The 24,294-nt window shown below is 66.2% G+C and carries 21 protein-coding genes; 4 read left to right on the forward strand and 17 right to left on the reverse strand.

All coding sequences use genetic code 11. The features are described 5' to 3' along the window. The coding region (locus J1C47_RS22375; protein WP_207353035.1) for a hypothetical protein at positions 1 to 322 on the forward strand (322 nt) is incomplete at its 5' end. A 171-nt stretch (positions 323 to 493) separates the two neighbouring features. Here the strand turns inward: J1C47_RS22375 and J1C47_RS22380 are convergent. The 14 genes from J1C47_RS22380 to J1C47_RS22445 all read right to left on the reverse strand — a co-directional run bounded on the left by J1C47_RS22380 (position 494) and on the right by J1C47_RS22445 (position 17,017). Continuing rightward, on the reverse strand, positions 494 to 2,788 hold the full coding sequence (locus J1C47_RS22380; RefSeq protein ID WP_207353036.1) for a trimethylamine N-oxide demethylase: 2,295 nt from the start codon (positions 2,786 to 2,788) through the stop codon (positions 494 to 496). Positions 2,789 to 2,836: 48 nt separating this feature from the next. Beyond that, entirely contained in the window at positions 2,837 to 4,192 is a 1,356-nt protein-coding gene (locus J1C47_RS22385) for an NAD(P)-binding domain-containing protein (protein WP_207353037.1), read from the reverse strand. Between the two features lie 261 nt (positions 4,193 to 4,453). Continuing rightward, a complete protein-coding gene (locus tag J1C47_RS22390) occupies positions 4,454 to 4,630 on the reverse strand; it encodes a hypothetical protein (RefSeq protein WP_207353038.1) in 177 nt (58 codons plus the stop codon). Positions 4,631 to 4,660: 30 nt separating this feature from the next. After that, a complete protein-coding gene (locus tag J1C47_RS22395) occupies positions 4,661 to 6,031 on the reverse strand; it encodes an ammonium transporter (RefSeq protein WP_207353039.1) in 1,371 nt (456 codons plus the stop codon). Between the two features lie 558 nt (positions 6,032 to 6,589). Further along, positions 6,590 to 7,714 (reverse strand): aminomethyl transferase family protein, encoded by a 1,125-nt coding sequence (locus tag J1C47_RS22400; RefSeq protein ID WP_207353040.1) that lies wholly within the window; start codon positions 7,712 to 7,714, stop codon positions 6,590 to 6,592. 164 nt (positions 7,715 to 7,878) lie between these two features. Then, entirely contained in the window at positions 7,879 to 8,919 is a 1,041-nt protein-coding gene (locus J1C47_RS22405) for a heme-dependent oxidative N-demethylase family protein (protein ID WP_207353041.1), read from the reverse strand. 15 nt (positions 8,920 to 8,934) lie between these two features. After that, on the reverse strand, positions 8,935 to 9,894 hold the full coding sequence (locus J1C47_RS22410) for a PDR/VanB family oxidoreductase (protein WP_207353042.1): 960 nt from the start codon (positions 9,892 to 9,894) through the stop codon (positions 8,935 to 8,937). Continuing rightward, a complete protein-coding gene (locus tag J1C47_RS24180; RefSeq protein WP_207353043.1) occupies positions 9,891 to 10,487 on the reverse strand; it encodes a dimethylamine monooxygenase subunit DmmA family protein in 597 nt (198 codons plus the stop codon). Before J1C47_RS24180 ends, J1C47_RS22410 begins: the two co-directional genes overlap by 4 nt. A gap of 236 nt (positions 10,488 to 10,723) precedes the next feature. Next, positions 10,724 to 12,031: a type III glutamate--ammonia ligase gene (gene glnT, locus J1C47_RS22420; RefSeq protein ID WP_207353044.1), complete on the reverse strand. Its 1,308-nt coding sequence runs from the start codon at positions 12,029 to 12,031 to the stop codon at positions 10,724 to 10,726. Between the two features lie 68 nt (positions 12,032 to 12,099). Beyond that, complete coding sequence (locus tag J1C47_RS22425; RefSeq protein WP_207353045.1) at positions 12,100 to 13,428, reverse strand: FMN-binding glutamate synthase family protein; 1,329 nt, start codon at positions 13,426 to 13,428, stop codon at positions 12,100 to 12,102. Positions 13,429 to 13,545: 117 nt separating this feature from the next. Then, positions 13,546 to 14,232 (reverse strand): GltB/FmdC/FwdC-like GXGXG domain-containing protein, encoded by a 687-nt coding sequence (locus tag J1C47_RS22430; protein ID WP_207353046.1) that lies wholly within the window; start codon positions 14,230 to 14,232, stop codon positions 13,546 to 13,548. Positions 14,233 to 14,250: 18 nt separating this feature from the next. Next, on the reverse strand, positions 14,251 to 15,180 hold the full coding sequence (locus tag J1C47_RS22435; RefSeq protein ID WP_207353047.1) for a class II glutamine amidotransferase: 930 nt from the start codon (positions 15,178 to 15,180) through the stop codon (positions 14,251 to 14,253). Positions 15,181 to 15,310: 130 nt separating this feature from the next. Beyond that, positions 15,311 to 15,985, reverse strand: coding sequence for a helix-turn-helix domain-containing protein (locus J1C47_RS22440; RefSeq protein WP_207353048.1), 675 nt, complete (start codon positions 15,983 to 15,985; stop codon positions 15,311 to 15,313). Positions 15,986 to 16,015: 30 nt separating this feature from the next. Beyond that, positions 16,016 to 17,017, reverse strand: a complete 1,002-nt coding sequence (locus J1C47_RS22445) for a GlxA family transcriptional regulator (protein WP_207353049.1) — start codon at positions 17,015 to 17,017, stop codon at positions 16,016 to 16,018. Between the two features lie 148 nt (positions 17,018 to 17,165). On the opposite strand from J1C47_RS22445, the gene J1C47_RS22450 reads away from it, so the two are divergent. Further along, complete coding sequence (locus J1C47_RS22450; RefSeq protein WP_207353050.1) at positions 17,166 to 18,497, forward strand: NAD(P)/FAD-dependent oxidoreductase; 1,332 nt, start codon at positions 17,166 to 17,168, stop codon at positions 18,495 to 18,497. Positions 18,498 to 18,797: 300 nt separating this feature from the next. Here the strand turns inward: J1C47_RS22450 and J1C47_RS22455 are convergent, their stop codons facing one another. The 3 genes from J1C47_RS22455 to soxC all read right to left on the reverse strand — a co-directional run bounded on the left by J1C47_RS22455 (position 18,798) and on the right by soxC (position 21,081). Beyond that, positions 18,798 to 18,974 (reverse strand): hypothetical protein, encoded by a 177-nt coding sequence (locus tag J1C47_RS22455; protein ID WP_207353051.1) that lies wholly within the window; start codon positions 18,972 to 18,974, stop codon positions 18,798 to 18,800. 231 nt (positions 18,975 to 19,205) lie between these two features. Further along, positions 19,206 to 19,832, reverse strand: a complete 627-nt coding sequence (locus J1C47_RS22460; RefSeq protein ID WP_425354587.1) for a c-type cytochrome — start codon at positions 19,830 to 19,832, stop codon at positions 19,206 to 19,208. After that, a complete protein-coding gene (soxC, locus tag J1C47_RS22465; RefSeq protein WP_207353053.1) occupies positions 19,810 to 21,081 on the reverse strand; it encodes a sulfite dehydrogenase in 1,272 nt (423 codons plus the stop codon). Before soxC ends, J1C47_RS22460 begins: the two co-directional genes overlap by 23 nt. Positions 21,082 to 21,606: 525 nt before the next feature. Between soxC and J1C47_RS22470 the strand changes: the two genes are divergently transcribed. Continuing rightward, positions 21,607 to 22,374: an SDR family NAD(P)-dependent oxidoreductase gene (locus tag J1C47_RS22470; RefSeq protein WP_207353054.1), complete on the forward strand. Its 768-nt coding sequence runs from the start codon at positions 21,607 to 21,609 to the stop codon at positions 22,372 to 22,374. A gap of 69 nt (positions 22,375 to 22,443) precedes the next feature. Further along, positions 22,444 to 23,682, forward strand: coding sequence for a D-arabinono-1,4-lactone oxidase (locus J1C47_RS22475; RefSeq protein WP_207353055.1), 1,239 nt, complete (start codon positions 22,444 to 22,446; stop codon positions 23,680 to 23,682). The last annotated feature ends 612 nt before the right edge of the window (positions 23,683 to 24,294 follow it).

Consider the following 24,294-nt stretch of genomic DNA (forward strand, 5'->3'; position numbering starts at 1 on the left):
ACCTCGAGCTCGTTCTCGAAAAACGCTGCCGCGAACTCGACCAACAACGCCAAACCGTCGCGGCGCATACAAGCTTTACATGGTGGCCCAAGCCAGTCAGGCCGACCTGATCACCCGAATCTGGTATTACGCGTCCAATGACGAAGAGAAGAGCAAATCGTTGCCCGTATTTTCATCAATATGCACTGTCGAAGACCACGACTTACCGAAACTTTATTGCTTCACCATCGCCGGTAGATTGAATTCGGCAGTCGATCAGGCTGCAAGTCGAACGTCGCATCCAATGTCGAGTTTCGAGGGCCGAGAACAATCACCGACGTGACGGCTGGTCCTTTGGATTCCGGCATTGCCGAACGGTCTTTACGCCATGGAGCGGGGGCGATGGCCGAGCCGCTGGAGCAGGATAGATGAGCCCCGTTCGCGACCCTGCCTGATCTTCCCCTGTACGCATGGTCTTCTCGGAAGACCGGTTCCAGCGTTTCGGGATCATGTTCTACGCCCTGACCCGGGTCTTCTCCGGATCGAAATGGGGAAACGGCACGACCCGGGCCGGGATGCGCTTCTGCTGCCCGTCGAGCTTGCCGATCTCGACCGCGGTCCCGATCTCGGCCATCGAAACGTCGAGCCTGGCAAGCGCGATGGTCTTGCCAAGGATCGGCGAGCGCGTCGCGCTGGTGACGACCCCGATCTGGGCGCGGCCGAAATGAACGCAGTCGCCATGACCGATCGGCTCGTTGCCGGCGACGTCGAGGCCGACGAGCCTGCGGTGCGGGGTCGCGCGCCGACGCTCGATCGCCGCCTTGCCGACATAGGCGTCGGGCTTTTCCTTCGGCACGGTGAAGCCGATGCCTGCCTCGAACGGATCGGTGTCGTCGGAAAAGTCGTATCCGGCGAAGACGAGGCCGGATTCGATCCGCACCATGTCGAGCGCGGCAAGGCCCATCGGCGTCAGGCCATGCGGCGCACCGGCGGCCATGATCGCATCCCAGACTTCGACGGCCCGCAGCGGATGGCACCAGATTTCGTAACCGAGTTCGCCCGTATAGCCGGTCCGCGAGACTACGACCGGCACCTCGCCGATCCGGCCGATGGTGAAGCGGAACCATTTCAGTTCGGCGAGCGTCGGCTGGTGCGGTGGCGTCGTGACCAGACCGGCGAGGATGTCGCGTGATCGCGGGCCCTGGACCGCCAGATTGTTCAACTGGTCGGTGGAATTCCGCACCCAGACGTTCAGGTCGTGCGCGGCAGCGAGCTCGCGCAGCCAGACGCCGGAATAGTCGTCGCCGCAGACCCAGCGGAAGTTGTGCGCGCCGAGCCGGAAGATCGTGCCGTCGTCGATCATGCCGCCGTGCCCGTAGCACAGCGGCGTATAGACGACCTGCCCGACGGCGAGCTTCTTGACGTTGCGCGGGACGGCACGCTGCATCAGGTCCTCGGCATCCGGGCCGGTCACCTCGAACTTCCGCAGCGCCGAAAGGTCCATCACCACCGCCCGCTCCCGGCAGGCCCAATATTCGGCGATTGGTCCGTCGCTGGAGAAGCAGCTCGGAAGCCAGAAGCCGCGATAGTCCTCGAACTTGCGGGTCAGGGCGGACAGGCGCGGAAAGAACCCGCTTTCGCGGCTGAGGCGGGGCTCGGCGTCGGGCGTCATGCGATGCGCACTCCCGCGTTCGAAGTTGCAGGCGGACCCGTCATAGACGCGGACGTGGATGTCGGTCGGCTGCCAACCATTGGCCGGATCGATATCGTCCGCGCAGGAGGAAGAGGCGCAGACGAGATCCGTCAGAGCCCGCAGGAGCACGTAGTCCCCCGGCCGGGACCACGGCTCGTCCATGCCGATGCCGTCATGCGCATCGACGAAGGTGTTGTAGAAGAAGTTGATCGCCGGCCAGCCCGTTCGCGGTTTGATGCCATAGGCGTCGAGACAGTGGTTGAAGTTCTCGGTGCAGTTGGAATGGCCCGGATAGCCCATGTCCTCGTAGTATTTGGCGGTACAGGCGAGGAGGAAGGTGTCGTGCCGGCCGACGGTGTCCTGCACGACCTCCAGCAGCGGGCGCATGCGTCGGTCGAAATATTTCGAATGCAGGCCGGGCCCGGAAAAGCTCTTGCCCATCAGCGTGCGGGTCGTCGTGGCGTCGAGGTCGAACTCCTCGCCCTCGGCAAGGGCCGCGGCGTCGAAGGCGAGGAAATCGGAGCACTGGCGGCCGTCGACGTCGATGATCTGGATGTAGTCGCCGGCCTTCACCCGATAGGCGCCGGCGGTCGCGGCGTCGATCCGCAGGTCGAGGACGACGGCATTGGCGAGCGGCGGCGGCACCTCGCCGGTTCGCGGCACCGCGGGAACGGTTTCGACGACGATGTCGGTGGGCGCATCCTGCTCGTGCGGCTGCATCGCAACGCCCGGCACGACGATGGCGCAAAGGGCCGCCGTCTCGGCCTCGAGCGTCACGGCGGATCCGGAAGCCGCCCCGTCGCCGAACAGCGAGACGCCGACGGGTTCTCCCGACGCCGCTTCGGCCGCCGCGCGGGCCGGTTCGTTGCCCAGGATCCCGTCGAGCACGGCTGGCAGAGGCGGTGCCGGGAGGGTCGGCAGGCCGCGGAACGCTCCGTCCGCCCCGAAGAGATAGAGATAGGCCGGCTGACGTCCCTCGGGATCGCGAACCGTCAGCCGATCGCCCGCGGAGAGACGAAACAGCCGAACGCTGCCGCCCCGGACGACCGCCGCCGTCGGGCGGCCTGCAGGCCGGGGCGCCTCGCCGCCTTCATTCACGGGAACCCAGATGGTCATCGGCGAAGGCTCCTCGGAAAAGCCCGGTGTTTCTATCGGAGGCCGTCGCTATTCGGCCGCCTCCCGGACGGTCAGAAACGCCTCCAGCGAATCGTCGAGCGCCTTGATCCAGGGCGTGTGGTGGACCGGCGCCATGTTTCCCGTCAGCGTCGACGGATAGGAGCGGTCGCGATAGGTCAGGATACCGTCCTCCTTGTGATGCTCCCACTCCTTGAACAGCTCGGCGACGCGGTCGACGTCGAGATGCGGATAGTCGGTCGCGGCGAGGAGGTCACGGACGTAGTCGGTCTGGAAGTCGATCTGCTGGAACGGGTTCTCCAGCGTCTCCTCGCGCGCCCGCCAGGCGGCGATGTCGGAGGCTCGTTCTTCGGCAGACGGCAGTTGCATCCGGCCGAGCACGACGTCGCGGGCGTACCAGGCCTGGGCGTCGAACATGTTGAACGTGTAGTACTGGTCCTGCATGCCGATATACATCAGCTTCGGATTGTCCTGCCAGAAAATGCCCTTGTAGAGGCCGAGCGGATAGAGGCGGTTGTTGGTCTTGAGGCGCAGATCGTCCGGCAGGAACGGATAGCTGTGCTGGTATCCGGTGCACAGGACGATGGCGTCGACCTCCCTGGTCGAGCCGTCCTTGAATGTGGCCGTCTTGCCGACGAGCTTTTCGAGGAGAGGCTTTTCCTCAAAGCCGTCGGGCCAGTGGAAGCCCATCGGCTTGGTACGATAGCTGAAGGTGATCGACCGGGCGCCGTATTTGTAGCACTGGATGCCGATGTCTTCGGCCGAATAGCTCGATCCGACGAGCAGGACGTCCTTGCCGGCGAACTCGTCGGCGGCCCGGAAGTCGTGAGCATGCAGCACCCGGCCGGGAAAGCGCTCGATGCCCTCGAAGCTCGGGACGTTCGGGGTCGAGAAGTGGCCGTTCGCCACGATGACGTAGTCGAAGGCTTCGGTATAGTGCCGGTCGGCAGCGAGATCCTTCACGGTGACGGCGAAGCTCTGCGTCTCTGCGTCGAAAGCGACCCCGCGCACCGGCGTCAGGAAGCGGATATAGGGGCGCACGCCGCTCTTCTCGACGCGGCCGGCGATGTAGTCGTGCAGGACGGCGCGCGGCGGGTAGGAGGGGATCGGCCTGCCGAAATGCTCCTCGAAGGAGTAGTCGGCGAATTCCAGGCACTCCTTCGGGCCGTTCGACCAGAGATAACGGTACATCGAGCCGTGGACCGGCTCGCCATATTCGTCGAGGCCGGTGCGCCATGTGTAGTTCCACAGGCCGCCCCAGTTCGCCTGCTTCTCGAAACAGACGATTTCCGGCACCTCGGCGCCGGCGCGCCGCGCCGTCTCGAAGGCCCTCAGGGCGGCAAGGCCGCTCGGGCCCGCTCCGACGACGGCAACTCTGGTGACCATGTGCGGAACTCTCCCTTGTGAAGCATTGACGAGGCACGACCTCAAGGGGCCGGCGGCGCTGCGGGGAATTTTCTTCCGGGATGCCGACGCCTAACTTCCGTCCATTCTTCTCATAAGTCAAATATTTTTCTTTACGAGAATATTGCATCGTATCAGACGCCGGGTGCAACCCGGCGACTTCGGGAACGGCCCCGCCCCGGTCGAACGACGGGAGGCGCCGGCGACGAGCCGCGCCTCCCCTTCCCGCTTCGGCTCACGCCATCAGGGCTTCTTCAAGAACTTCGCGAAGTCGCGGCTTTCATGGCGCGTGCCGTACCAGATGATGGCGACGAGCAGCGCGACGGAGCCGATGAGCGACAGCCACAGGCCGAGGCCGCTGTCGGCGAAGGTGAAGTAGGCGGTGGCGCCATCCCAACTTGTGATCGGGGAGGAGTTCATGGTTGCGGTCCTTTCTCCTGTTCTGGCAATTCACTCGGCGGGAACGGCGGTCGCCGAGCCGAAATCGCCGGTCGGGACCAGCGTCTCGGCGGCGGGGCGGCCGATGTTTTCCGGATAGGCCTCGATCGGCACCTCGACGAGATCGAGCCCCATGATCTCGACGTCGCGCGGGACCCTGAGCGTGCCCATCGCCTTCATCACCGCGCTGATCGCGTAGCCGGGGACGAAGCCGAGCAGACTCATGACGACGAAGCCGACGAGCTGACCGAAGAAGGTCACCGGCGGCGCCCCGTTGACGTTCGGATAGCCGGCGGCGAAGACGCCGACCACGAGGACGCCGATGGCGCCGCCGCAGCCATGCACGGCGACCGCACCTACGGCGTCGTCGATACCCTTCTTCTCGATGAAGTTGGCGATCATCGGCACGACGATGCCGGTGAAGGTGCCGATCAGGAAGGCGAGCGGCGGATACCAGACGTCGAGGCCCGAGGCGACGGAGATGATCCCGACGAGGCCGCAAGACATCATCCAGAACGGGTCACGCGTCTTCACCCAGCCGCCGATGATCCCGCCGGCGAAGCCCATCAGCGTGTTGAAGGCGAAGGACGAGAGCGTCGCCGGCTGGCCGAAGATGTTGGTCCACTGGCCACCCGGATTGTAGATGATGCAGCCGCCGAGGAAGCCGAAGAAGCCGACGATGATCAGCATCAGGCCGACGACGGTGAGCGGCACGGAGTGGGCCTTGAGAGCGTTGGGCGTGCCGTCGGCGTTGTATTTGCCGAGGCGCGGCCCGAGGTTCAGCAGCACGCCGAGGGTGAACGCGCCGGCGATCAGATGCACGCAGCCGGCGGCGGCCGCATCGTGGAAGCCGAACTTCGTCGTCAGCCAGCCGGAAGGGTGCCAGCCCCAGGCGGCGGCGAGGATCCAGATGACCGAGCCGAGAATGACCGCCAGCACCAGGAAGGCGGTGAGCCGGATCCGCTCGATGACCGCGCCCGAGAGGATCGAGGCGGTGGTCGCCGCGAACAGCGCGAAGGCCGCCCAGAACACGCCGGTCGCGTTGTCCGACAGGTTCGGCCCCATGCTCATCGACCACGGCAGGGCGGCGCTGGCGCCGTCGGCGATGGTCAGGCCGCCGGGGAAGGCGTTGTAGATCCACCAGCCGAAGAAGAAGAAGGTCGGGCAGACGAAGGCGAAGGCCAGAAGGTTCTTGATCGCCGAGGCCAGCACGTTCTTGGCACGCGAGGCTCCCATCTCATAGGCGAGGAAGCCAGCATGGATCGTGATCATCAGGGCCGTACACCACCAATAGAAGATTTCCATGTTGATCGTGTTCGCCATGGTCGAGGCGGCCTCGAGCGCGGCCACCTTCTGCCCCAGGTCTATGATTTGCTGATCCATCCGGTTCTCCTTGGCCCGCCGCACCGCTGCGGGGCGCATCGAGTTGCGTGGCGTCTCCCGATCCGGGGCGGATTCATAGGAAACAAATTTTCCCGATGCGAGAAGCGTGCCAAGATCGGGCGGACGAGCGGATGGGAGAGCGTTTTCTTTTCCTCGATGCGGTTCTGCCCCGTGCAGGGAAAAAACGTTTCGAGATAAGCCTCGGAAAGAAATATCACTCTCAGGAATGACGCGATCTGCTGGATCGCGGGACATGATGCGTCGATCCCCGTCCCCGCGCCTGATGTCGCTGCCCGCTCGCGCATCAACGGCTTGTTCAAAAATCGAGCACCCCGAACCGCCCGCCCGAGCACGCCGAAGCACCGGAACGACGCCCGGACCAAGGAAATTCGCGAGCCGGCCGGGCTTCGCCGTTTCTTTCCGGTGTCCGAAACTGCACGGCCCGGCGATCATGTCGCCGGACCGTCATTCGCGTTGCCGCTCGCGCCGTCTCAAATCTTCCGCTCACCCCGCAGAGCCGCCGGCCGAAGCTGCGGCGCCGGACAATCGTGCAGGCGATCAGCCGGCCCGTTCGCGCAATGGGTGGGTACGCAGGCGCATCGGGTCGTAGAACGGCGTGCGCACGATGGTGGCGGCGAGGTCGCCGGTCTTGGCGCGGACGGTCAGCGCGGTACCGATCGCCGAAAGCCCCGGCTCGACGTGGCCGAGCGCCAGCGACTTCATCAAGTGGCGACTGTAGGTGGTGCTGTTGACGCTCCCGACGGTGCGACCGTCCTTGACGATGGGGCAGCCGGGCTCGACCGCGTCCGGCGTCTCGATCTCGAGGCCCACCTGCGCGACGCGCTGCTGCGCCTTCCGGGTCACCAGCGCGGACTTGCCATGGAAGTCCGGCTTGTCGAGATCCACGGTCCAGTCCGCGCCGACCTCCCAGGGCGTGGTATCGCCCTGGGGCATGTCGTTGGGAAAGAACAGCAGCGCACCTTCGACGCGGACGATGTCGAGACAGGCCCAGGATGCCGGCAGAACCTCGAACGGCTTGCCGGCATCGAGGATCGCGTCCCACAGGAAGACGGCATCGCCCGACGCGCAGAACACCTCGAAACCGAGCTCTGCCGAATAGCCGCCGCGCCCGATCGACACCGGCCGGCCGAACAGTTCGGTCTCGGTGTGGGAGAAGTAGCCGAGCGTCGACAGATCGGCGGGCGTATGGGGATCGAGGATCTCCAGCGACCGCGGCCCCTGCAGCGACAGGACGTGGACGTCGTCGTCCTTCGCCCACGTCGCGTCTCTGCCTTCGAAGAACTGGCCGATGACCTCCTCAAGGCGGCCGCCGCCATGCGACAGGCGGAAGCGGTCGGCGGCGTCGCGATAGACGAGAACGTCGTCGATCAGGGAGCCGTTGTCGTCGACGATGTTGGAAATCGCCGAGCCGCCGGGCGCCAGCTTCTCGACGTCGGACGTCAGCATCCGGTTCAGCGCCGCAACGCTGTCCGGTCCCGAAACGTCGATCATCTGCAGCGCCGAGACGTCGAAGAGGCCTGCACGGGTCCGAACGGCCGTGACCTCGTCATACGGGTCGGTGGCGTAGGTCTGCGGCAGCGGCATGCCGTTCCACTCGCCGTCGAGCGTCGAGCCGAGCGCGCGGTGGCGCTCGTTCAGGATGGAATTGCGGGTGGTCGTCATAGCCTGCACCTCCTCGGGACGATGGTCGAAAACCCCCCTGCCGCGCGCGGCCGGTCACGGCCCGGCCGGATCGCCGAACCGACAGGCTCGCCGAGCTGAGAGACGCCCGCCCGGCTTGCTGCCGGAGTTTCGGGCGATCCGCGCGGACAGGGCGGCTGTTCTGGTCAGTCGGGATGAAAACCCGGCGAGGTCGGCGCGCCGTCGTCGTATTTCGACAGCCAGGCGACGGTGGTCTCCCGGTAGTTCGTCAGGCCCTTGTAGTCGGCGAGTTCGCCCGGCAGGTCACGCAGCACCCGGTGCAGCCGCCGCGCCCATTTCGGCTGGGTGACGAGTTCGCGCATCTTGATGAGATAGCAGCGGATGGAGAAGACGATCGCGTTCGAACGCGGCAGCCGCCAGAGCGCCTGCAGTTCGACCCGCAGATGCACCTTGTCGCCGACGTTGTCGGGGGTGACGGTCGTGCGGTCGATGCCCCAGCGGTGATAGTTCTCAGGGCTCGTGTCGAGGCGCGGATTGATCGTCATCGTCCAGTTCAGCCGGCGCACCGGCCGGCCCTGCTGGAGATTGAGCAGGAATTTCAGCGCACGCTCGAACACGCCGATCTCGTGGGCGAGCGGAACCGGCCCGTGCCATTCGATGAAATTCATGCCGAGGTCGAAATCGAGCGACCAGTCGGCCTGGGTCGTGACGATGCCGGCGTCCATCCAGAGATTGTCGTCGCGCTGGTCGAGCAGGCAGAAATCACCCTGGCACTGCCGGGTGATGTATTCCATCGGCGACAGCGGCAGCGTCGCGGGGTCCTCGAAAGTGAACCGCTGGTCGATGCCGAGGGGCCGGTTGATCCAGTGCCATTCGCGCCCGCTGCGCTCGAGCGAGAAGTGCTCGGGATAATCCCGCGCCATCGACGTCATCAGGAGTTCGAGCAGGTCCCATTCCGCCGTCATCATGTGCGGCAGCGACTGGCATCGCAGCGGGTCGGCCTTCAGGACGAGGTCGCGGTCGGCCATTTCGGCCACGTAATGCTCGTCGATGTCGATCGGAAACTCGGTCGCCGACTTCGCCGGCCCCGGCATGTGCTGTTCGATGTTGACCGCATACATGTAGGCGTCGCGGTCGAAGGGAAACGGAAAGCGGCGGATCGCCGCCTCGCTGTTGGAGAAGGTGAAGTCGTCCCGGAATGTCTCGGTCTTGAACGGGATGGTCATGGCGCTTCTCCGGGCTCAGAGATCGAGGACGAGCTCGCGGCCGCGAAGCCGCGAGACGCAGGGCATGATCTTGCAACCGGCGGCTTTCTCCTCGGCCGAAAGATAATGATCGCGGTGGTCGATCTCGCCGTCGGCCGATACGACCGGAAGCTCGCACTCGCCACACACGCCGCCGCGGCAGGAGAACGGCGCCTCGATGCCGGCCGCCTCGATCGCCTCGAGCAGCGTCTGGTCCTCGCCGACCGTCGTCGCCACACCGGATTTCGCCAAACGCAGCGCGAAGGGCGCGCCTCCCGCCGCCGCGAGGAAGCGCTCGGCGTGAAGGCTCGTCTCCGGCCACCCGAGCGCCCGCGCATCGGCGAGGACGTTTCCGATCATGCCTTCCGGCCCACAGACATAGAGATGGGTGCCGAGGGGTTGACGCATGAGGATGTCGTGCACATGCAGTCGCTCCTGGCGCTCGCTGACATAGAGCCGCACCCGCTCGCCGTAGCGCCCGGCGAGGTCGCCGCAGAACGCGCCGCGCGCCTCGTTCCGCACGGCGTAATGGAGTTCGAACGAGGCATTGACCTTTGCGAGTTCGTCGGCCATCGCGCCGATCGGCGTGATCCCGATGCCGCCGGCGACCAGCACGTGATGGCGGGCGCGGCGATTGAGCGGGAAGAGATTGATCGGCACGGACAGCGTCAATTCGTGCCCCTCCCCGACATGGTCGTGGACGAAAGCCGAACCGCCGCGCGAACGCGGCGCGCGCAGCACCGCAACCTCGTATGCGCCGCCGGCAAGCGTCGAGCCGAGCAACGAATAGGCGTTGCGGATGACTCGCTCGCCCGACGCCATCGTCAGGACCGTGTGCGAGCCGGCCGAATAGGGCGGCAGCCGCGCGCCGTCGCGAGCCACCATGCGCAGGCGCTTGATGGTCGGCGTGATCGCCTCGGCCGCGACGACGCGCACCGCGATCGTTTCGCCGCTCATGCGTCGATCCTCGTCGGCTCGGGAAGCACGCCCGGCGCCTCGGCGTCGGCACAAACCCCCTGGAAAGCGCCGAGGCGGCGGGAGTAATGGTCGCGCACCGTCAGGTGAAGGCCGCAATGGTCGCAGACCACCGGGCTCATCGTCACATCGGCCATCATCCCCTTGCAGTGGACGCATTGCACCCGCCGGCCGGTCGAGCCGCAATGCTCGGTCTGGACGCCGTCGCCGGCAACGCCGCAGGCCTCCGCAAGGCATGTCGCCTGATCGAGAAAGGCCTCGCCGCCCGCAAGATAGAGTAAGGTCCCCATCGCCGCCTGCGACAGCGACACCCGCAGCCTGACCAGCACGGTCTCGACGCTCGGAAATTCGTGCACCGCCTCGAAACCGAGAGCGTCGAGGCGTTCGCTGCGGGCCGGCGCGAAGTCCGGCGGGACGATCAGGTTGAGGCTGGTCCGCTGCCGGATCGAGTCCGTTCCGGCGAAGGCCCGCTCGACCGCGCCCAGCCCCGCGACCTCGCAGAAGACGAGATGGCGCCGGGCAAAAGGCGACGGCGCGAGACGGCCCCATACTGGTCGGCTTTTGACTACTGGCACGTCAGGTGATCCGCTTCGTTCGAAGAAGAAGGACTGGCGCCGATGATGATCGGTGCCGAACCGCTTGTCAAAGAATATTCCTTAAGAGAATGATTTTTTCTTCCCTATGCTCAAGCTGACGGCATCTGCTGGGGAATTGGGCAACCGATCGCCGATCACACCCTCCCACGCGCTCCATCCGCGTCCGCCGGACGAAGAGGAAGACGCCGGCGGGCCGGCAGGGAGCGGGCGAACCGCTACACGTCGAGCGTGGTGTCGCGTTCCCACTGGGTGAAATGGCCGCAATAGCTGTCCCATTCGCGGCGCTTCAGCTTCAGATAGGCCGTGGCGAATTCCGCTCCGAGCATCGCGGTCAGGCCCTCGTCCCGCTCGAATTCGCGCAGCGCGTCGAGAAGGTTCAGCGGCAGTTTCGGCGCATCGGTGACCGTATGGCCATCCTGATACATGTCGATGTCGCTGTGCGGTCCCGGATCGGCCTTGGAGCGGACGCCGTCGAGGCCGGCCGCGATGATCACCGCCTGGAGCAGATACGGATTGGCGGCGCCGTCGGGCAGCCGCAACTCGAAGCGCCCGGGTCCCGGAACGCGCACCATGTGGGTCCGGTTGTTGCCGGTCCAGGTCACCGAGTTCGGCGCCCAGGTGGCGCCGGAAACGGTGCGCGGCGCGTTGATCCGCTTGTAGGAATTGACCGTCGGATTGGTCACCGCAGCGAGCGAGGAGGCATGCTGCATGATGCCGCCGAGAAAGCTCTTGCCCTGCGCCGAAAGGCCGAACGGAGCGGCTTCGTCGGCAAAGGCGTTGGTCCGGCCTTCGGCATCCCAGACCGATACGTGGCAGTGGCAGCCGTTGCCCGTCAGGCCCTTGAAGGGCTTGGGCATGAAAGTCGCCCGCAGGCCGTGCTTCTCGGCGACGGACTTCACCATGAACTTGAAGAAGGAATGCTTGTCGGCGGTGGCGAGCGCGTCGTCGAACTCCCAGTTCATCTCGAACTGGCCGTTCGCATCCTCGTGGTCGTTCTGATAGGGCTTCCAGCCGAGTTCGAGCATGTGGTCGCAGATCTCGGCGACGACGTCGTAGCGCCGCATCACCGCCTGCTGGTCGTAGCAGGGCTTTTCGGCGGTGTCGTGCTCGTCCGAAATCGCCTTGCCGTCGGGCGTGATCAGGAAGAATTCTGCCTCGACGCCGGTCCTGACCCTCAGGCCGGCCTTCGCCGCCTCGCCGACCAGCCGTTTCAGGACGATGCGCGGCGCCTGGTCGACCGGCTTTGCCTCCATCATCAGGTCGGCGGCCACCCAGGCGACCTCGCGTTTCCAGGGAAGCTGGATGACGGCAGCCGCGTCCGGCATGGCGAAAAGGTCCGGATGGGCGGGCGTCAGGTCGAGCCAGGTCGCGAAACCGGCAAAGCCGGCTCCGTCCCGCTGCATGTCGGCGATCGCCTGGGCGGGGACCAGCTTGGCGCGCTGGCTGCCGAACAGGTCCGTATAGCCGATCATGAAATACTTGATGCCGTTTTCGGCCGCGAAGGCCGACAGATCGCTCGCCATGATGTCCTTCCGGGTGGTTCGGTTGATGGACGTACCGCGGCGCTTCCTTCCCTTCGGCCTCGGGGTCTTCAGAGCCCCGTCTTGCCCGGTATCCAATCGGTGCCGGCGAGCGGCACCTGAGCCATTGCCGCCGCCTCAATGGTCAAGGCGCACAGATCCTCGGGTTCGAGATTGTGGAGGTGATTGTGGCCGCAGGCCCTGGCGATGGTCTGTGCCTCCAGCGTCATCACCTTCAGGTAGTTGGCGAGACGCCGGCCGGCCGCGACCGGGTCGAGCCGCGCCGCGAGCTCCGGATCCTGGGTGGTGATGCCGGCCGGATCCTTGCCCTCGTGCCAGTCGTCATAGGCGCCGGCCGTCGTTCCGAGGGCGTTGTATTCGCGCTCCCACTTCGGATCATTGTCGCCGATCGCCACCAGCGCCGCCGTGCCGATCGAGACGGCGTCGGCGCCGAGCGCCAGCGCCTTGGCGACGTCGGCGCCGTTACGGATGCCGCCGGAGACGACGAGCTGCACCTTGCGGTGCATGCCGAGATCCTGCAGCGCCTTCACCGCCGGCCGGATGCAGGCCAGCGTCGGCTGCCCGACATTTTCGATGAAGACGTCCTGGGTCGCCGCCGTTCCGCCCTGCATGCCGTCGACGACGACCACGTCGGCGCCGGCCTTCACCGCAAGCGCGGTGTCGTAATAAGGGCGCGAGCCGCCGACCTTGATGTAGATCGGCTTCTCCCAGTCGGTGATCTCCCTGAGTTCGAGGATCTTGATCTCCAGATCGTCCGGTCCCGTCCAGTCCGGATGCCGGCAGGCCGATCGCTGGTCGATGCCCTTCGGCAGGGTTCGCATTTCGGCAACGCGGTCGGAAATCTTCTGGCCGAGCAGCATCCCGCCGCCGCCGGGCTTGGCGCCCTGGCCGATGACGATCTCGATCGCGTCGGCGCGGCGCAGATCGGCAGGGTTCATGCCGTAGCGCGAGGGCAGATACTGATAGACGAGGAGGTCGGAATGGCCGCGTTCCTCGTCGGTCATGCCGCCGTCGCCGGTGGTGGTGGACGTACCGGACAGGGTGGCGCCGCGCCCGAGCGCCTCCTTGGCCGGACCCGACAGGGCGCCGAAGCTCATCCCCGCGATGGTGATCGGGATCTTCAGATGCAGCGGCTTTGCGGCAAAGCGTGTGCCGAGGGTCACCGAGGTGTCGCAGCGCTCGCGATAGCCCTCGAGCGGATAGCGCGACATCGAGGCGCCGAGAAACGACAGGTCGTCGAAGTGCGGCAGCTTCTTCTTCGTGCCGCCGCCGCGGATGTCGTAGATGCCGGTGGCGGCCGCGCGGCGGATCTCGGCGAGCGAAGCGTCGTCGAAGGTCGCGGACTTGCGCGGCGGGGTCGGCGGATTGTGATAAGTCATCGAGGGTCGTTCCGGCTTAGAGCGAGATGAGATGAGCTTTGCCCGTCATCTCGCTCTATCTTTTTGTTTTCGCACGATCTTTTTTGAAAACCGGCTGCCACTTTTCGGGATCATGCTCTAGTAGGCGTCGGCGTTGTCGATGTTGAAGTTGTAGAGCTTGCGGGCCGAGCCGTAGCGCTTGAACTCGGTGGTCTCGACGCCTGTGACCCCGGCCTTTTCCAAAAGCGCCGCCAGCACCGCATGGTGCTCCGGCCGCATCTCCTTCTCGACGCAGTCGGCCCCGAGGCTCTTCACCGTGCCGCGCACGAACAGCTTGGCTTCGTAGAGGGAGTCGCCCAGCGCGTCGCCGGCGTTTCCGAGGACCACGAGATGGCCGGACTGCCCCATGAATGCCGACATGTGGCCGATGTCGCCATGGACGACGATGTCGATGCCCTTCATCGAAATGCCGCAGCGCGAGGCGGCGTTGCCCTTGATGACGAGCAGGCCGCCGCGGCCGGTGGCGCCGGCATATTGTGAGGCGTCGCCCTCGACGATCACCGTGCCGGACATCATGTTCTCGGCGACGCCCGGACCTGCCGAGCCGTGCACGGTGATGGTGGCGGCCGAATTCATGCCGGCGCAGTAATAGCCCACCGAGCCCTTGATGGTGACGGCGACCGGCGCCTGGCAACCGACCGCGACGGCGTGGCTTCCGCGCGGATTGGCCACCTCGAATTCGCGGTCGTTGGCCCCGGGCGCGATCGCGTGGAGCGCCCGGTTGAGCTCGCGCAGCGGCGTTTCGGACAAGTCGAAGTACGGCAAGGACGGATCTCCGCGTGGTCAGGCCGCCATGGTGCGCTCGCCGGCGGAGCGATCGCGGTCCCAGAAGTAGACGGAGGCGGGTTCGGGCTCCCAGATCCGCGCCTCGTCGATGCAGGGCAGGCCGACGAGCGCCCGGTACTCCGAGCCGAAGGCGACGTAACGCTCGGTCTCGGCCATCACCGCCGGCTTGCAGGCGATCGGATCGCGCAGCACGCCGAAGCCCGTCCGCGTGCCGACGACGAAGGTGAAGAAGCCGTCGAGGTCGTCGAGCGCCTTGGTCAGCGCCCCGCCGAGATCGAAGCCTTCCGCCATCCTCGCCGTCAGATAGGCGGCCGCGACCTCCGAATCGTTCTCGGTCTCGAAGATGATGCCGGATCTCGCCAGTTCGCGGCGCAGATTGTTGTGGTTCGACAACGAACCGTTATGGACGAGGCACTGGTCGAGACCGGTGGAGAACGGATGTGCGCCGAGCGTCGTCACCGCCGATTCCGTCGCCATGCGGGTGTGGCCGATGCCGTGGGTGCCGCGCATCGACCGGATATCGAACCGCGCCACCACGTCCTTCGGCAGGCCGATTTCCTTATAGATCTCGACGCTTTCGCCGGCACTCATTACGCGAACCGACGGCAGGGCGCGCCTGATGAAGGCCCGAGCCTCGTCGAGGGCCGCTGCCGGCAGTTGGACGACGGCATGGCTGCTCTTGACCGCGACCTTCGGCGCCGTGCGGGTAACGTGGGAGAGCCGCTCCGCGATCGTCTCGAAATCCTCGTCCGGCCGGTCCGACTGCAGCGTCAGCTTCACCCGGCCGGGGCCGGGCTTGCCGTAGATCGCGATCCCGGCCGAATCCGGCCCGCGGTCGGTCATGGTGATCAGCATGTCGGACAAGAGCTCGCCGAGCCTTGGCTCCAGCGCAGGATCCTTCAGAAACAGGCCGACAATGCCGCACATTTCAGCGTCCTTCTCTCGCCACCGCTGTCGAAGCTATGACACAAGACCCGGAGGCGCTCAACTGTCAGGAATAATATTTTCTCCGCAATTGATATCGGCGCTCCATCTGCGTTCACCACGCGCCGGCCGGTCACGGCTTTTCGTGCTGGGGATAGCAGATGATCGAGAGATAGCGGCTCGGCAGCTTGACCAGTTCCTCCGGCCCGTGCGGCGCGTCGGCATCGAAGAAGAAGCTGTCGCCTGGGCGCATGTGGTAGCGGCTGTCGGCGTGGCGATAGACCACCTCGCCCTCCAGCATGTAGAGAAATTCCATGCCGGCATGCTGGAAGGTCGGGAAGACGTCGCTGTCGGTCGTCAGCGTGATCAGATAGGGCTCGACGGTGACGCCGCTGGTGTTGTTGCCGATATGGCCGAGCAGGTTGTACTGATGCCCGGCCCGGGTGCCGCGCCGTTCCAGCTCGACGCCCTCGCCGGCCTTGACGAAGACCGCGTTGCGCGCCTCCTCGAAGCGCCGGAAGAAGGCGGTGAGCGGAACGCCGAGCGCCCGCGACAGCGCCTGCAGCGTGGTCAGCGACGGCGAGATGTTCCCGTTCTCGATCTTCGACAGCATGCCGAGCGAGACTCCGGTCGCCGAGGCGAGATCGCTGACGGTGATGCCGAGCTTCTTGCGGAAGGCGCGGACCTCGTGGCCGATCGCCGCTTCGAGGTTGTTCTCCTTCGGCTCGCGGACCGCATGCGGATCCTGGTTGAAGGCGGGCATGGCCGTCGCCGCCGACTGATTATGCTGCTGTTTTGATTTCGACATCGCTTGTCCGCCTGGTCATCCCGCGATGAACTATCGCTGGAGTGAAGAATATTCAACTCCGGAGAAAGTCCCGCGGCGGCGCGCCGCGCTGGGTGCATGGCCGTAGGCCATGCGGAAGGCGCGCGAGAAATGCGCCGGGCTGGCAAATCCGGTCGCGAAGGCGATCTCGGCGACCGACAGTGCGCTCTGCCTGAGGAGACGCGCGGCATGGGCGAGGCGGATGCGCTTGTACTCGGCGCCGAAGCTCGTGCCGCGATGCGCGGCGAACAGCCGGTCGAGCTGGCGGACGGAGATCCCGGCGAGCTCCGCCATCGCCTGCCGGCCGAGTGGCGCCTCGACCGTCGCCTCCATGGTCTCGATCACCGACAGGAGCGCGGGGTGGTGAACGCCGTAGCGTTCCGCGAGCGAGGCGCGCTGCGGCGCGGCCGACGCGCCGATCTCGGTGTGCAGGAACCAGTCCGAGACGCGCCGGGCGAAGTCGGACCCCAGGCGCTCGGCGATCAGGGCATGGGCCATGTCGAGCGGGGTGACCCCGCCGCCGCAGGTCAGCCGGTCGCGATCGATGACGAAGCGGGCCGGGCGGGGCCGCAGCTCCGGAAACGCCTCGATCAGCGCGGCGGCATGCTCCCAGTGGATGGTGAAGTCGCGGGCCTTCAGCAGCCCGGCTGCGGCGAGGACGTACGGCCCTCCGGAAATGCCGCCGATCCTGACGCCCTGCAGCGCGAGACGGCGGAGCGCCGCGTGGATCGCCGGCCGGTCCCACTCCGAAGGCCGACCGCCCGCGCAGACCATGACGGTATCGAGGCGCGCTCCGAGCGCGGCCTTCAGTGGTTCCGCCGGGATCTCCGCGCCCGAGGAGGATTGGACGACGTCGCATGTCTCGCCGAAGCATCGCACGCGGTACAGCGCGCGCTCGGCCAGGATGTTGGCGGCCCGGTACGGCTCGCTCGCCGCGGCGAAGGACATCAGCGCAAAGCCCGGCAAGAGGACGAAGCCGATGTCGTGAATACGCTCGTCCGCGCGCACCGCCATGCGACGCTCTCCAATCGATGTCGAGGCGCTGTCAGATATGAAACGGTCTTTTGCAGACAACAAGCTCGGCTCGGTTGTCGCCATATTACGACCGTCGAAAAGATCGGGCCGACGCAGTGCCGCCGGCCATCGAGGAAAGGACAGCGCGATGCCCGGCCCGACGGTCGAACCGGTCGAAAGCTCCTTCGCACAGCCGCAACAGGCGGACGTCGTCGTCGTCGGTGGCGGGATCGTCGGCACGTCGACCGCCCTGGAGCTCGCAGAACGGGGTCTCTCGGTCGTCTTGTGCGAGAAGGGCACCGTCGCCGGCGAACAGTCGAGCCGCAACTGGGGCTGGGTCCGCCTGTCGCGGCGGGACCCGCGCGAGATCGACCTGATGGCCGCGTCGATCCGCCTATGGGAAGGGATGAGCGAGCGGGTCGGATATGACGTCGGCTACCGCCAGTGCGGGGTCCTGGTGCCGTTCTATGACGATCGCTTCCGGACCGAGAACATCAAATGGCTCGACTACATCGCGGGAACGCAGCACCGGGTTGCGGCCGTGGACAACGCGCGGGTGCGCGAGCTCGTGCCGGACATGAATCTCGACTACGACGGGGCGCTCTATTCGCCGACCGACGGGCGCGCCGAGCCACAGAAGGCCGCGCCGGCAATCGCCCGGGCGGCGAGAGCCAGGGGCGCGGCGGTGCTGACCGGCTGCGCGGTGCGCCGGATCGAGACCGAGGGCGGCGCCGTCTCGGGCGTCGTGACCGAGCGCGGCCGGATCGCCTGCGACGCGGTGGTGGTCGCCGGCGGCGCCTGGTCGCGGCTTCTCCTGCGCGACGTCGGCCTCGCGCTGCCGCAGCTCAAGGTTCTGAATTCGGTGCTGCGCACCGAGCCGGTGGACGGCGGCCCCGAGGTGACCGTGCGCGGGCCGGGCTTTTCGGTGAGAAAGCGCGCCGACGGCGGCTATACGGTCTCGACGCTGGCTTCCAACGTCTACGATCTGACGCCCGACAGTTTCCGCTTCTTCCGGCAGTTCATGCCGGCGCTGAAGATGGAATGGCGGTCGATGTCGCCGCGGATCGGCCGGCGCTTCGTGGAGGAATGGCGTGACCTGCGTCCGGCAAGGCCCGGCGAGACGAGCCCTTACGAACGGACGCGGATCCTCGACCCCGAACCGAACCTGAAGATGGGCGACAGGGCGATGGCGCGGCTTTCTGAGGCCTTTCCGGTCTTCCGGGATGTGAAGATCGCCCAGCGCTGGGCCGGGCTGATCGACGTGACCCCGGACGCCGTCCCTGTGATCTCGACCGTCGAGAGCCGGCCGGGCCTCGTCGTCGCCACCGGCTTTTCCGGGCACGGCTTCGGCCTCGGGCCGGGGGCGGGCCGGCTTGCAGCCGATCTCGTCACCGGCGAGACCCCGATCGTCGATCCGAGCGCCTTCCGGTTCTCGCGCTTTTCGGATGGCTCGAAGATCGTTCCTCTGACCGGCGTGTAGTCGGAAGGCCGGACGCGCCCTCGCCCGCGACCGAAACGACACGGCGGCAAGAATGGTCTGAACTCGGGCCGCAAGCGTCAGTCGCCTCGCGAGAACGACCTCAATAAGGGTCGTCGCGTCACGGGTCAGTTCACCATGGGCAGTCGCACTTGGCAAGCAATCTGAACCACCCCGACCTTCCCGGAGGCTCCGGTGAGGTGGTCCCGGTTTCCCGGGACCACCTCAAACCTTCGCCGCAGAATTCGCGGTCGGCCAGAAGCACCCGGATCGATGCGGCATCGAAGACCGCGAGATAGCGCTTCACAAGGGCGACGCGTTGCTCGCAGGCCGAGTTGCCGCGATGGCCGAGCAGCGTGAAGAACAGCGGGACGCGAAGCGCCGCGTGACGAGCGCCAGGGTCAGGATGTTCACGTCGCTGCGCCCGATGGTCCAGTTGGTGCGGTCGAGCGCCAGATCCCTTTGGCGAAGAATCGTCAATCCGACCCGTTCACACCGCCTCCCGCAACACTGTCGTGCACTCTGGGAGACGACAATCGAGTCCTTCCGCGGCGCCCTCATCCCAGCCCGCCATCGGCGGCTGTTCCCTGCCGCCGAGATGAGACGATTTCACCAACGCCAATGGCAGGTTGGGCCGCGACCAGCCGCCCGGCACAACCCTGGTTTGGCAGTGTCTCGACGCCCATGAAGGCAAATCCGGCGCCGCGAAGACTACTTCGAAACGTCCAGCGGCGTGCAGTCCTTCATACAGGCCGTCGTCTTCGCCAGCGTCTTCGTGTCCATCTGAACGAAGCCGTCGCGGTTCGGCATTTCGACCTTCGCCAGCGTCTCCTTGTCCATCACCGCGTCGTCCGGAACGATCCCGTTGAGGTTCAGGACATAGGCCGAGACGGCGTAGACCTGATCCGGCGTCAGCGACTGCGGCGCGTTGAATGGCATGGCGCGGTGGACGTAGTCGTAGAGCGTCGTGGCGTAGGGCCAGTAGCTGCCGACGGTCTTGACCGGCTTGCCAGTCGCGAGCGTGTCCTTGCCGCCGACGAGACGGCCACCGATCATGCCTTCGCCGCCCTCGCCCTTCTCGCCATGGCAGGCGGCGCAGGTGCTGGCGAAGATCTCCTGCCCCTGCGAGACGGAGCCGCTCCCGTCCGGCAGGTTCCTGCCGTCCGGCGCGATGTCGATGTTCCAGGCCTTCATCATGTCGTCCGACGGGGTCGAGCCCAGTTCAGTCTTCGTCACGCCCTCCTTGCCGGCCGACTGCGCGAAACCGGCGGCGGTGGAGGCAGCAAGGAAGACAGCGGCCAGCGCCGCTGCAGTCTTATGCTCCTGCAGCATAGGCATTGGTGACCTCCCCGTTCTGGCCGATCTTCCACGGCGCGATGGCGTTGTAGTGATAGGTGTAGGCGTTGCCGCGCTCCGAGATGAGGTCCTTGCGCGTCGGCTGGACATAGCCAGTCTCGTCGGTCACCCGGCTCGCGATGACCGTCGGCGAGCCGTCCCATCGCCACGGCAGCCGGAAGCGCGTCAGCGCTTTCGGCAGCGGCTCGCCGTCGAGCGTCGCCTCGCTCCAGGAGCGGCCGCCATCGACGGAGACGTCGACTTTCTTCACACGGCCGGCGCCCGACCAGGCGATGCCGCTGATCTGGACCGGTCCAGGGCCGCCCTCGATCATGCCGCCGGCGGCCGGGCTGGTGATCACCGACTTCGCCTGCATGGTGAAGGTGAACTGCCGCGCCTTCCCGTCCGGCATCAGGTCGGTGTATTTCGAGGTCTCCTCGCGCGTCATGAACGGCTGGTCGCCGACCTTCAGGCGCCGCAGCCACTTGATGCTCATATTGCCCTCGAAACCCGGCAAGAGCAGGCGCACCGGATAGCCCTGCTCGGGCCGCAGCGCTTCGCCGTTCTGGCCGAAGGCGATCAGGGCGTCGTCGAGAGCCTTCTCCATCGGGATCGAACGGGTCATCGCCGCGGCATCGGCTCCCTCGGCGAGTATCCACTTGCCCTCCGGCTTGACACCGACCGCGTCGAGAAGCGTCGACAGGCGCACCCCGGTCCATTCGACGCAGGACAGAAGACCATGCGACGTCTGCACGTTTGCCGCGGGCTTGCTGCCGTATTCCGACAGCGAGTTGCCCGAGCATTCGAGGAAGTGGATCACCGACACCGCCGGGAACCGCATCAGGTCGTTCATGGTGAAGACCAGCGGACGCTCGACGAGGCCATGGATCATCAGCTTGTGCTGGTCGGGATCGATCGTCGGGACGCCGTTGTGGTGGCGTTCGTAGAACAGCCCGTTCGGCGTGATGATGCCGTGCAGGTCCTGCAGCGGCGTGAAGCTCCAGGACGACAGGTCGGTGGGCGTCCCATCCGTCGGGCGACGCACCACGTCCTTCTCGAACTTCGAGGGGACGCCGTAGGGCGGCGTGACGACCGGCTGCCCCTGCTCGAGCATCGACTGCGGGACGAGAGGTCCGGCCGCCTGCGCCATGGCCGTGCGCGCCATGAGCACGCTCGATCCGCCAAGCGCCGCGCCTGCGATCAGGCGGCGCCTCCCGCGATCGATTCCTCCGACGTCTTCGGCTTTCGTCATGCTTGCCTCCCGGGTTCTTGTCTCCTGTAACCTAAGCTTATCCGCCGATCCGTCAGGACGTCACCGCAGAATTCCTTCCGCCGGGTCCCTGCGCTCGACGCGACGCAACGCAACAACGTATCACCGGTCGACCGCGGCGCCGTCCGCATGACAGGCGCGTAGGGAGCTGTCCCACCCGGACGACATCGAGGGCGCGCCGCCGTGTCCAAAGGGTGCGGGACGCCGATCCACGGCCGGCAGCCCCGGCAGGCCGACCCTCCCTGCCTGCCACCTTTGCTGTTGCTGCCGGCGTCCGCAGATGGACATGGCGCCGGGACTCGCATTCCGACGAGCGGTCCCGCCCGGCCAAAGGGAGTCGACGCGCTTCCTCCACGGCGCCCCTTAACGCGCCGACGGTGTCTGCGTGGACACGCTTCCGCCGAACCATCGCGTCAGAAAAATTATTGCTTCTCAGGAATATCGAAGTACCATCGAACCGGGAAAGCGTCCGATCGGGCGCCAGAGCGCGCGAACGAGGCACGAGCAATGTCGAAACGTCTGGACGGGCAGGCAGCCGTTGTGTCCGGCGGCGCGACGGGGTGCGGCGGGGCAGCGGCACGCCTGTTCGCGGCCGAGGGCGCGCGGGTCACCATCGTCGACATCCAGGAAGAGGCCGGGGCGGCGGTCGCCGAGGCGATCCGGCGTGTCGGCGGACAAGCGAGCTTTGCGCATGCGGACGTCTCCGAGCGCGATGAGGTCGAGGCGGCGGTGGCCCACGCCGCCGAGACCTTCGGCCCGCCGACGCTGCTCTTCAACCACGCCGGCTCGATCGTGGTGAAGCCGTTTCTCGACACCACGGATGCCGACTACGATCGGCTGATGGACGTCAACGTGCGTTCGATGTTCCTGATGACCCGCGCCGTGCTGCCCGGCATGCTCGAGGCGGGCGGCGGCCGGATCGTCTGCACCTCATCGATCTCGGCCGTGGCGGGAACGCCGATGGAGGTGCTCTATGCCACCACCAAGGGCGCGGTTCATATGTTCGCGCGCGCCGTCGCGGTGGAGTTCCGCGACCGCAACATCCGCTGCAACGCCATCTGTCCCGGCTTCATCGACACACCGCATGGACGGCGCGAGGTGGAGGCGCTGACGCGCTGTGGCATCGACGTCTCCGAAGCGGCGATCGCCGCGCAGCAGGGGCGGATGTGCCGGCCGGAGGAAGTCGCAAGCGCGGCGCTGTTTCTGCTCAGCGACGAGGCGAGCTTCGTCAACGGCGCGCATCTTTTCGTCGACAACGGTTTCACCGCGCTCTGAGGCGCCGCCATCATCGGCGGGACGCCGAGCCCCTCCCCTGCCACCGGCACTTTTGGAAGGACGGATCGCATGCAGTTCGAAAAGGGCGGCCTCTGGCGCAACTGGGTCGGCAACCAGTCCTGCATCGCCCGCTACAAGGGCGCGCCGCAGAACGAGGGAATGCTGGCCGAAATGGTCGCGGAGGCAGATGCCAGAGACCTCAACATCCGCGTTTCGGGCTCGGGCCATTCCTTCACCCCGGTTGTCGGGACCGGCGGCCTGTTGCTCTCGCTCGCCGAGATGAAGGGCGTTCTCGCCATCGACGGCGATCTCGTCACCGTGGCGGCCGGCGCCAAGATCGGCGACGTGGGCCGCGTCCTGAAGGCGAAGGGCCTGTCGCTCGTCAACCAGGGCGACATCGACACCCAGGCGGTGGCCGGCGCCTATACGACCGGCACGCACGGAACCGGCGCGCGGCTCTCCTGCCTGGCATCGCAGGTCACAGGGATGCGGCTCGTCCAGCCGGACGGATCGATCCTCGTCGTCGACGGCTCGGACGGAGACCTTCTGCTGGCGGCCCAGGTCTCGCTCGGCACGCTGGGCGTCATCTCCGAGATGACGCTGAAGACGATGCCGGCCTACAATCTCCACGAACATCTCTGGCGCGACGATTTCGAGACCTGCATGGAGCGCCACGACGAACTGGCGGCCGAGCACCGCCATTTCGGATTCTTCTGGTGCCCGGTGCCGGAGAGCCGGCACCTCTACTGCCTCGCCGACACGGCGGAGGCACCGCGGACCACGACCGACAAGATCGCCGACGTCTGCGAGATGAAGGTGATCGACATCACCGACGCGCCGCCCATGGAGAGCGCCTTCGAGAAGATCGCCTATTCCTCGGAGATCTATCCGATCGAATACGTGCCGAACTTCCACGAACTCGAATATGCCGTCCCGGTCGAGCACGGGAAGGACGCCGTGCGGGCGGTCCGCGAATTGATGCTGACCAAGCACACCAATTGCATCTTCCCCATCGAATACCGCTTCACCGCCGGCGATCCGGCCTGGCTCTCGCCCTTCCACCACCAGGATTCGATCACCCTGTCGGTCTCCGGACAGCCGGGAATCGACTATTGGGATTATCTGAAGGACGTCGATCGGATCCTCAGGCAGTTCAATTCCCGCCCGCATTGGGGGAAACTGCATTTCCTCGACACCGACGACGTCACGCATCTCTATCCGCGGGCGGACGATTTCCGTGCCCTGCGGCGCCGGCTCGATCCGAACGGCCGGTTTCTCAACGAGCATGTCCGCATGCTTCTGGGATGAGGGTCGGCGGGCGGCCCGGGGAGCGGCCGGCGGAACGTGCCGGCAAGGCGGCGACGGGACTACGGCGGACGGTCAGGCGTCTCCCGTGAAGAATTCCGAAGCCACTGAAATGGCTGACTGATCGGCATCTGCAAAGATTTAACTTCTGCCAGTTTCAGCCGGCTGTGGGCGGATAAACTTGCAAATTGCGTTGCGGCGTCGAGCGTGATTCCATGGCTTTCGGGTCCATGGATTGGGAGCGCCGGGATGCTTCCGGAAAAGCGGCGGGACAGCGGGCAGACGGACATGTTCCGCGCCCGGCTCGACCAGATCGTCGACATGAGCCATGCGCTCGCCAGCGTCATCCCTGCCATCGAGGCCCAGTCGGCGCGCCCCTTACCCGGATCATCGCCGACGCCGGCTACAAGGGTCACAACGCCCCGCAGAGCCACCGCTTCAAGGTCTACACCTCGGGCCAGAAGCCACTGCTGTCCGGTTTAATTTTATGGACAGAGTGCATGACATTGATTCTACTCGGTTCCAGACGTTTCGCGGCGTTCGGGACACGAGATTGGAGATCAATGTCATGCGGCACGACAATAGCGTTTTTCACGGGCTGCAGAAACACATTCC

Origin of the sequence: Jiella sonneratiae (assembly GCF_017353515.1) — a bacterium.
Classification (GTDB): domain Bacteria; phylum Pseudomonadota; class Alphaproteobacteria; order Rhizobiales; family Rhizobiaceae; genus Jiella; species Jiella sonneratiae.

What these genes read in the sequence shown, in the direction of transcription:
- J1C47_RS22380 (WP_207353036.1), bottom strand. Translation starts at nt 2,788, where the DNA reads ATGACCATCTGGGTTCCCGTGAATGAAGGCGGCGAGGCGCCCCGGCCT.
- J1C47_RS22385 (WP_207353037.1), bottom strand. Translation starts at nt 4,192, where the DNA reads ATGGTCACCAGAGTTGCCGTCGTCGGAGCGGGCCCGAGCGGCCTTGCC.
- J1C47_RS22390 (WP_207353038.1), bottom strand. Translation starts at nt 4,630, where the DNA reads ATGAACTCCTCCCCGATCACAAGTTGGGATGGCGCCACCGCCTACTTC.
- J1C47_RS22395 (WP_207353039.1), bottom strand. Translation starts at nt 6,031, where the DNA reads ATGGATCAGCAAATCATAGACCTGGGGCAGAAGGTGGCCGCGCTCGAG.
- J1C47_RS22400 (WP_207353040.1), bottom strand. Translation starts at nt 7,714, where the DNA reads ATGACGACCACCCGCAATTCCATCCTGAACGAGCGCCACCGCGCGCTC.
- J1C47_RS22405 (WP_207353041.1), bottom strand. Translation starts at nt 8,919, where the DNA reads ATGACCATCCCGTTCAAGACCGAGACATTCCGGGACGACTTCACCTTC.
- J1C47_RS22410 (WP_207353042.1), bottom strand. Translation starts at nt 9,894, where the DNA reads ATGAGCGGCGAAACGATCGCGGTGCGCGTCGTCGCGGCCGAGGCGATC.
- glnT (WP_207353044.1), bottom strand. Translation starts at nt 12,031, where the DNA reads ATGGCGAGCGATCTGTCGGCCTTCGCGGCCGAAAACGGCATCAAGTAT.
- J1C47_RS22425 (WP_207353045.1), bottom strand. Translation starts at nt 13,428, where the DNA reads ATGACTTATCACAATCCGCCGACCCCGCCGCGCAAGTCCGCGACCTTC.
- J1C47_RS22435 (WP_207353047.1), bottom strand. Translation starts at nt 15,180, where the DNA reads ATGTGCGGCATTGTCGGCCTGTTTCTGAAGGATCCTGCGCTGGAGCCA.
- J1C47_RS22440 (WP_207353048.1), bottom strand. Translation starts at nt 15,985, where the DNA reads ATGTCGAAATCAAAACAGCAGCATAATCAGTCGGCGGCGACGGCCATG.
- J1C47_RS22445 (WP_207353049.1), bottom strand. Translation starts at nt 17,017, where the DNA reads ATGGCGGTGCGCGCGGACGAGCGTATTCACGACATCGGCTTCGTCCTC.
- J1C47_RS22450 (WP_207353050.1), top strand. Translation starts at nt 17,166, where the DNA reads ATGCCCGGCCCGACGGTCGAACCGGTCGAAAGCTCCTTCGCACAGCCG.
- J1C47_RS22460 (WP_425354587.1), bottom strand. Translation starts at nt 19,832, where the DNA reads ATGCCTATGCTGCAGGAGCATAAGACTGCAGCGGCGCTGGCCGCTGTC.
- soxC (WP_207353053.1), bottom strand. Translation starts at nt 21,081, where the DNA reads ATGACGAAAGCCGAAGACGTCGGAGGAATCGATCGCGGGAGGCGCCGC.
- J1C47_RS22470 (WP_207353054.1), top strand. Translation starts at nt 21,607, where the DNA reads ATGTCGAAACGTCTGGACGGGCAGGCAGCCGTTGTGTCCGGCGGCGCG.
- J1C47_RS22475 (WP_207353055.1), top strand. Translation starts at nt 22,444, where the DNA reads ATGCAGTTCGAAAAGGGCGGCCTCTGGCGCAACTGGGTCGGCAACCAG.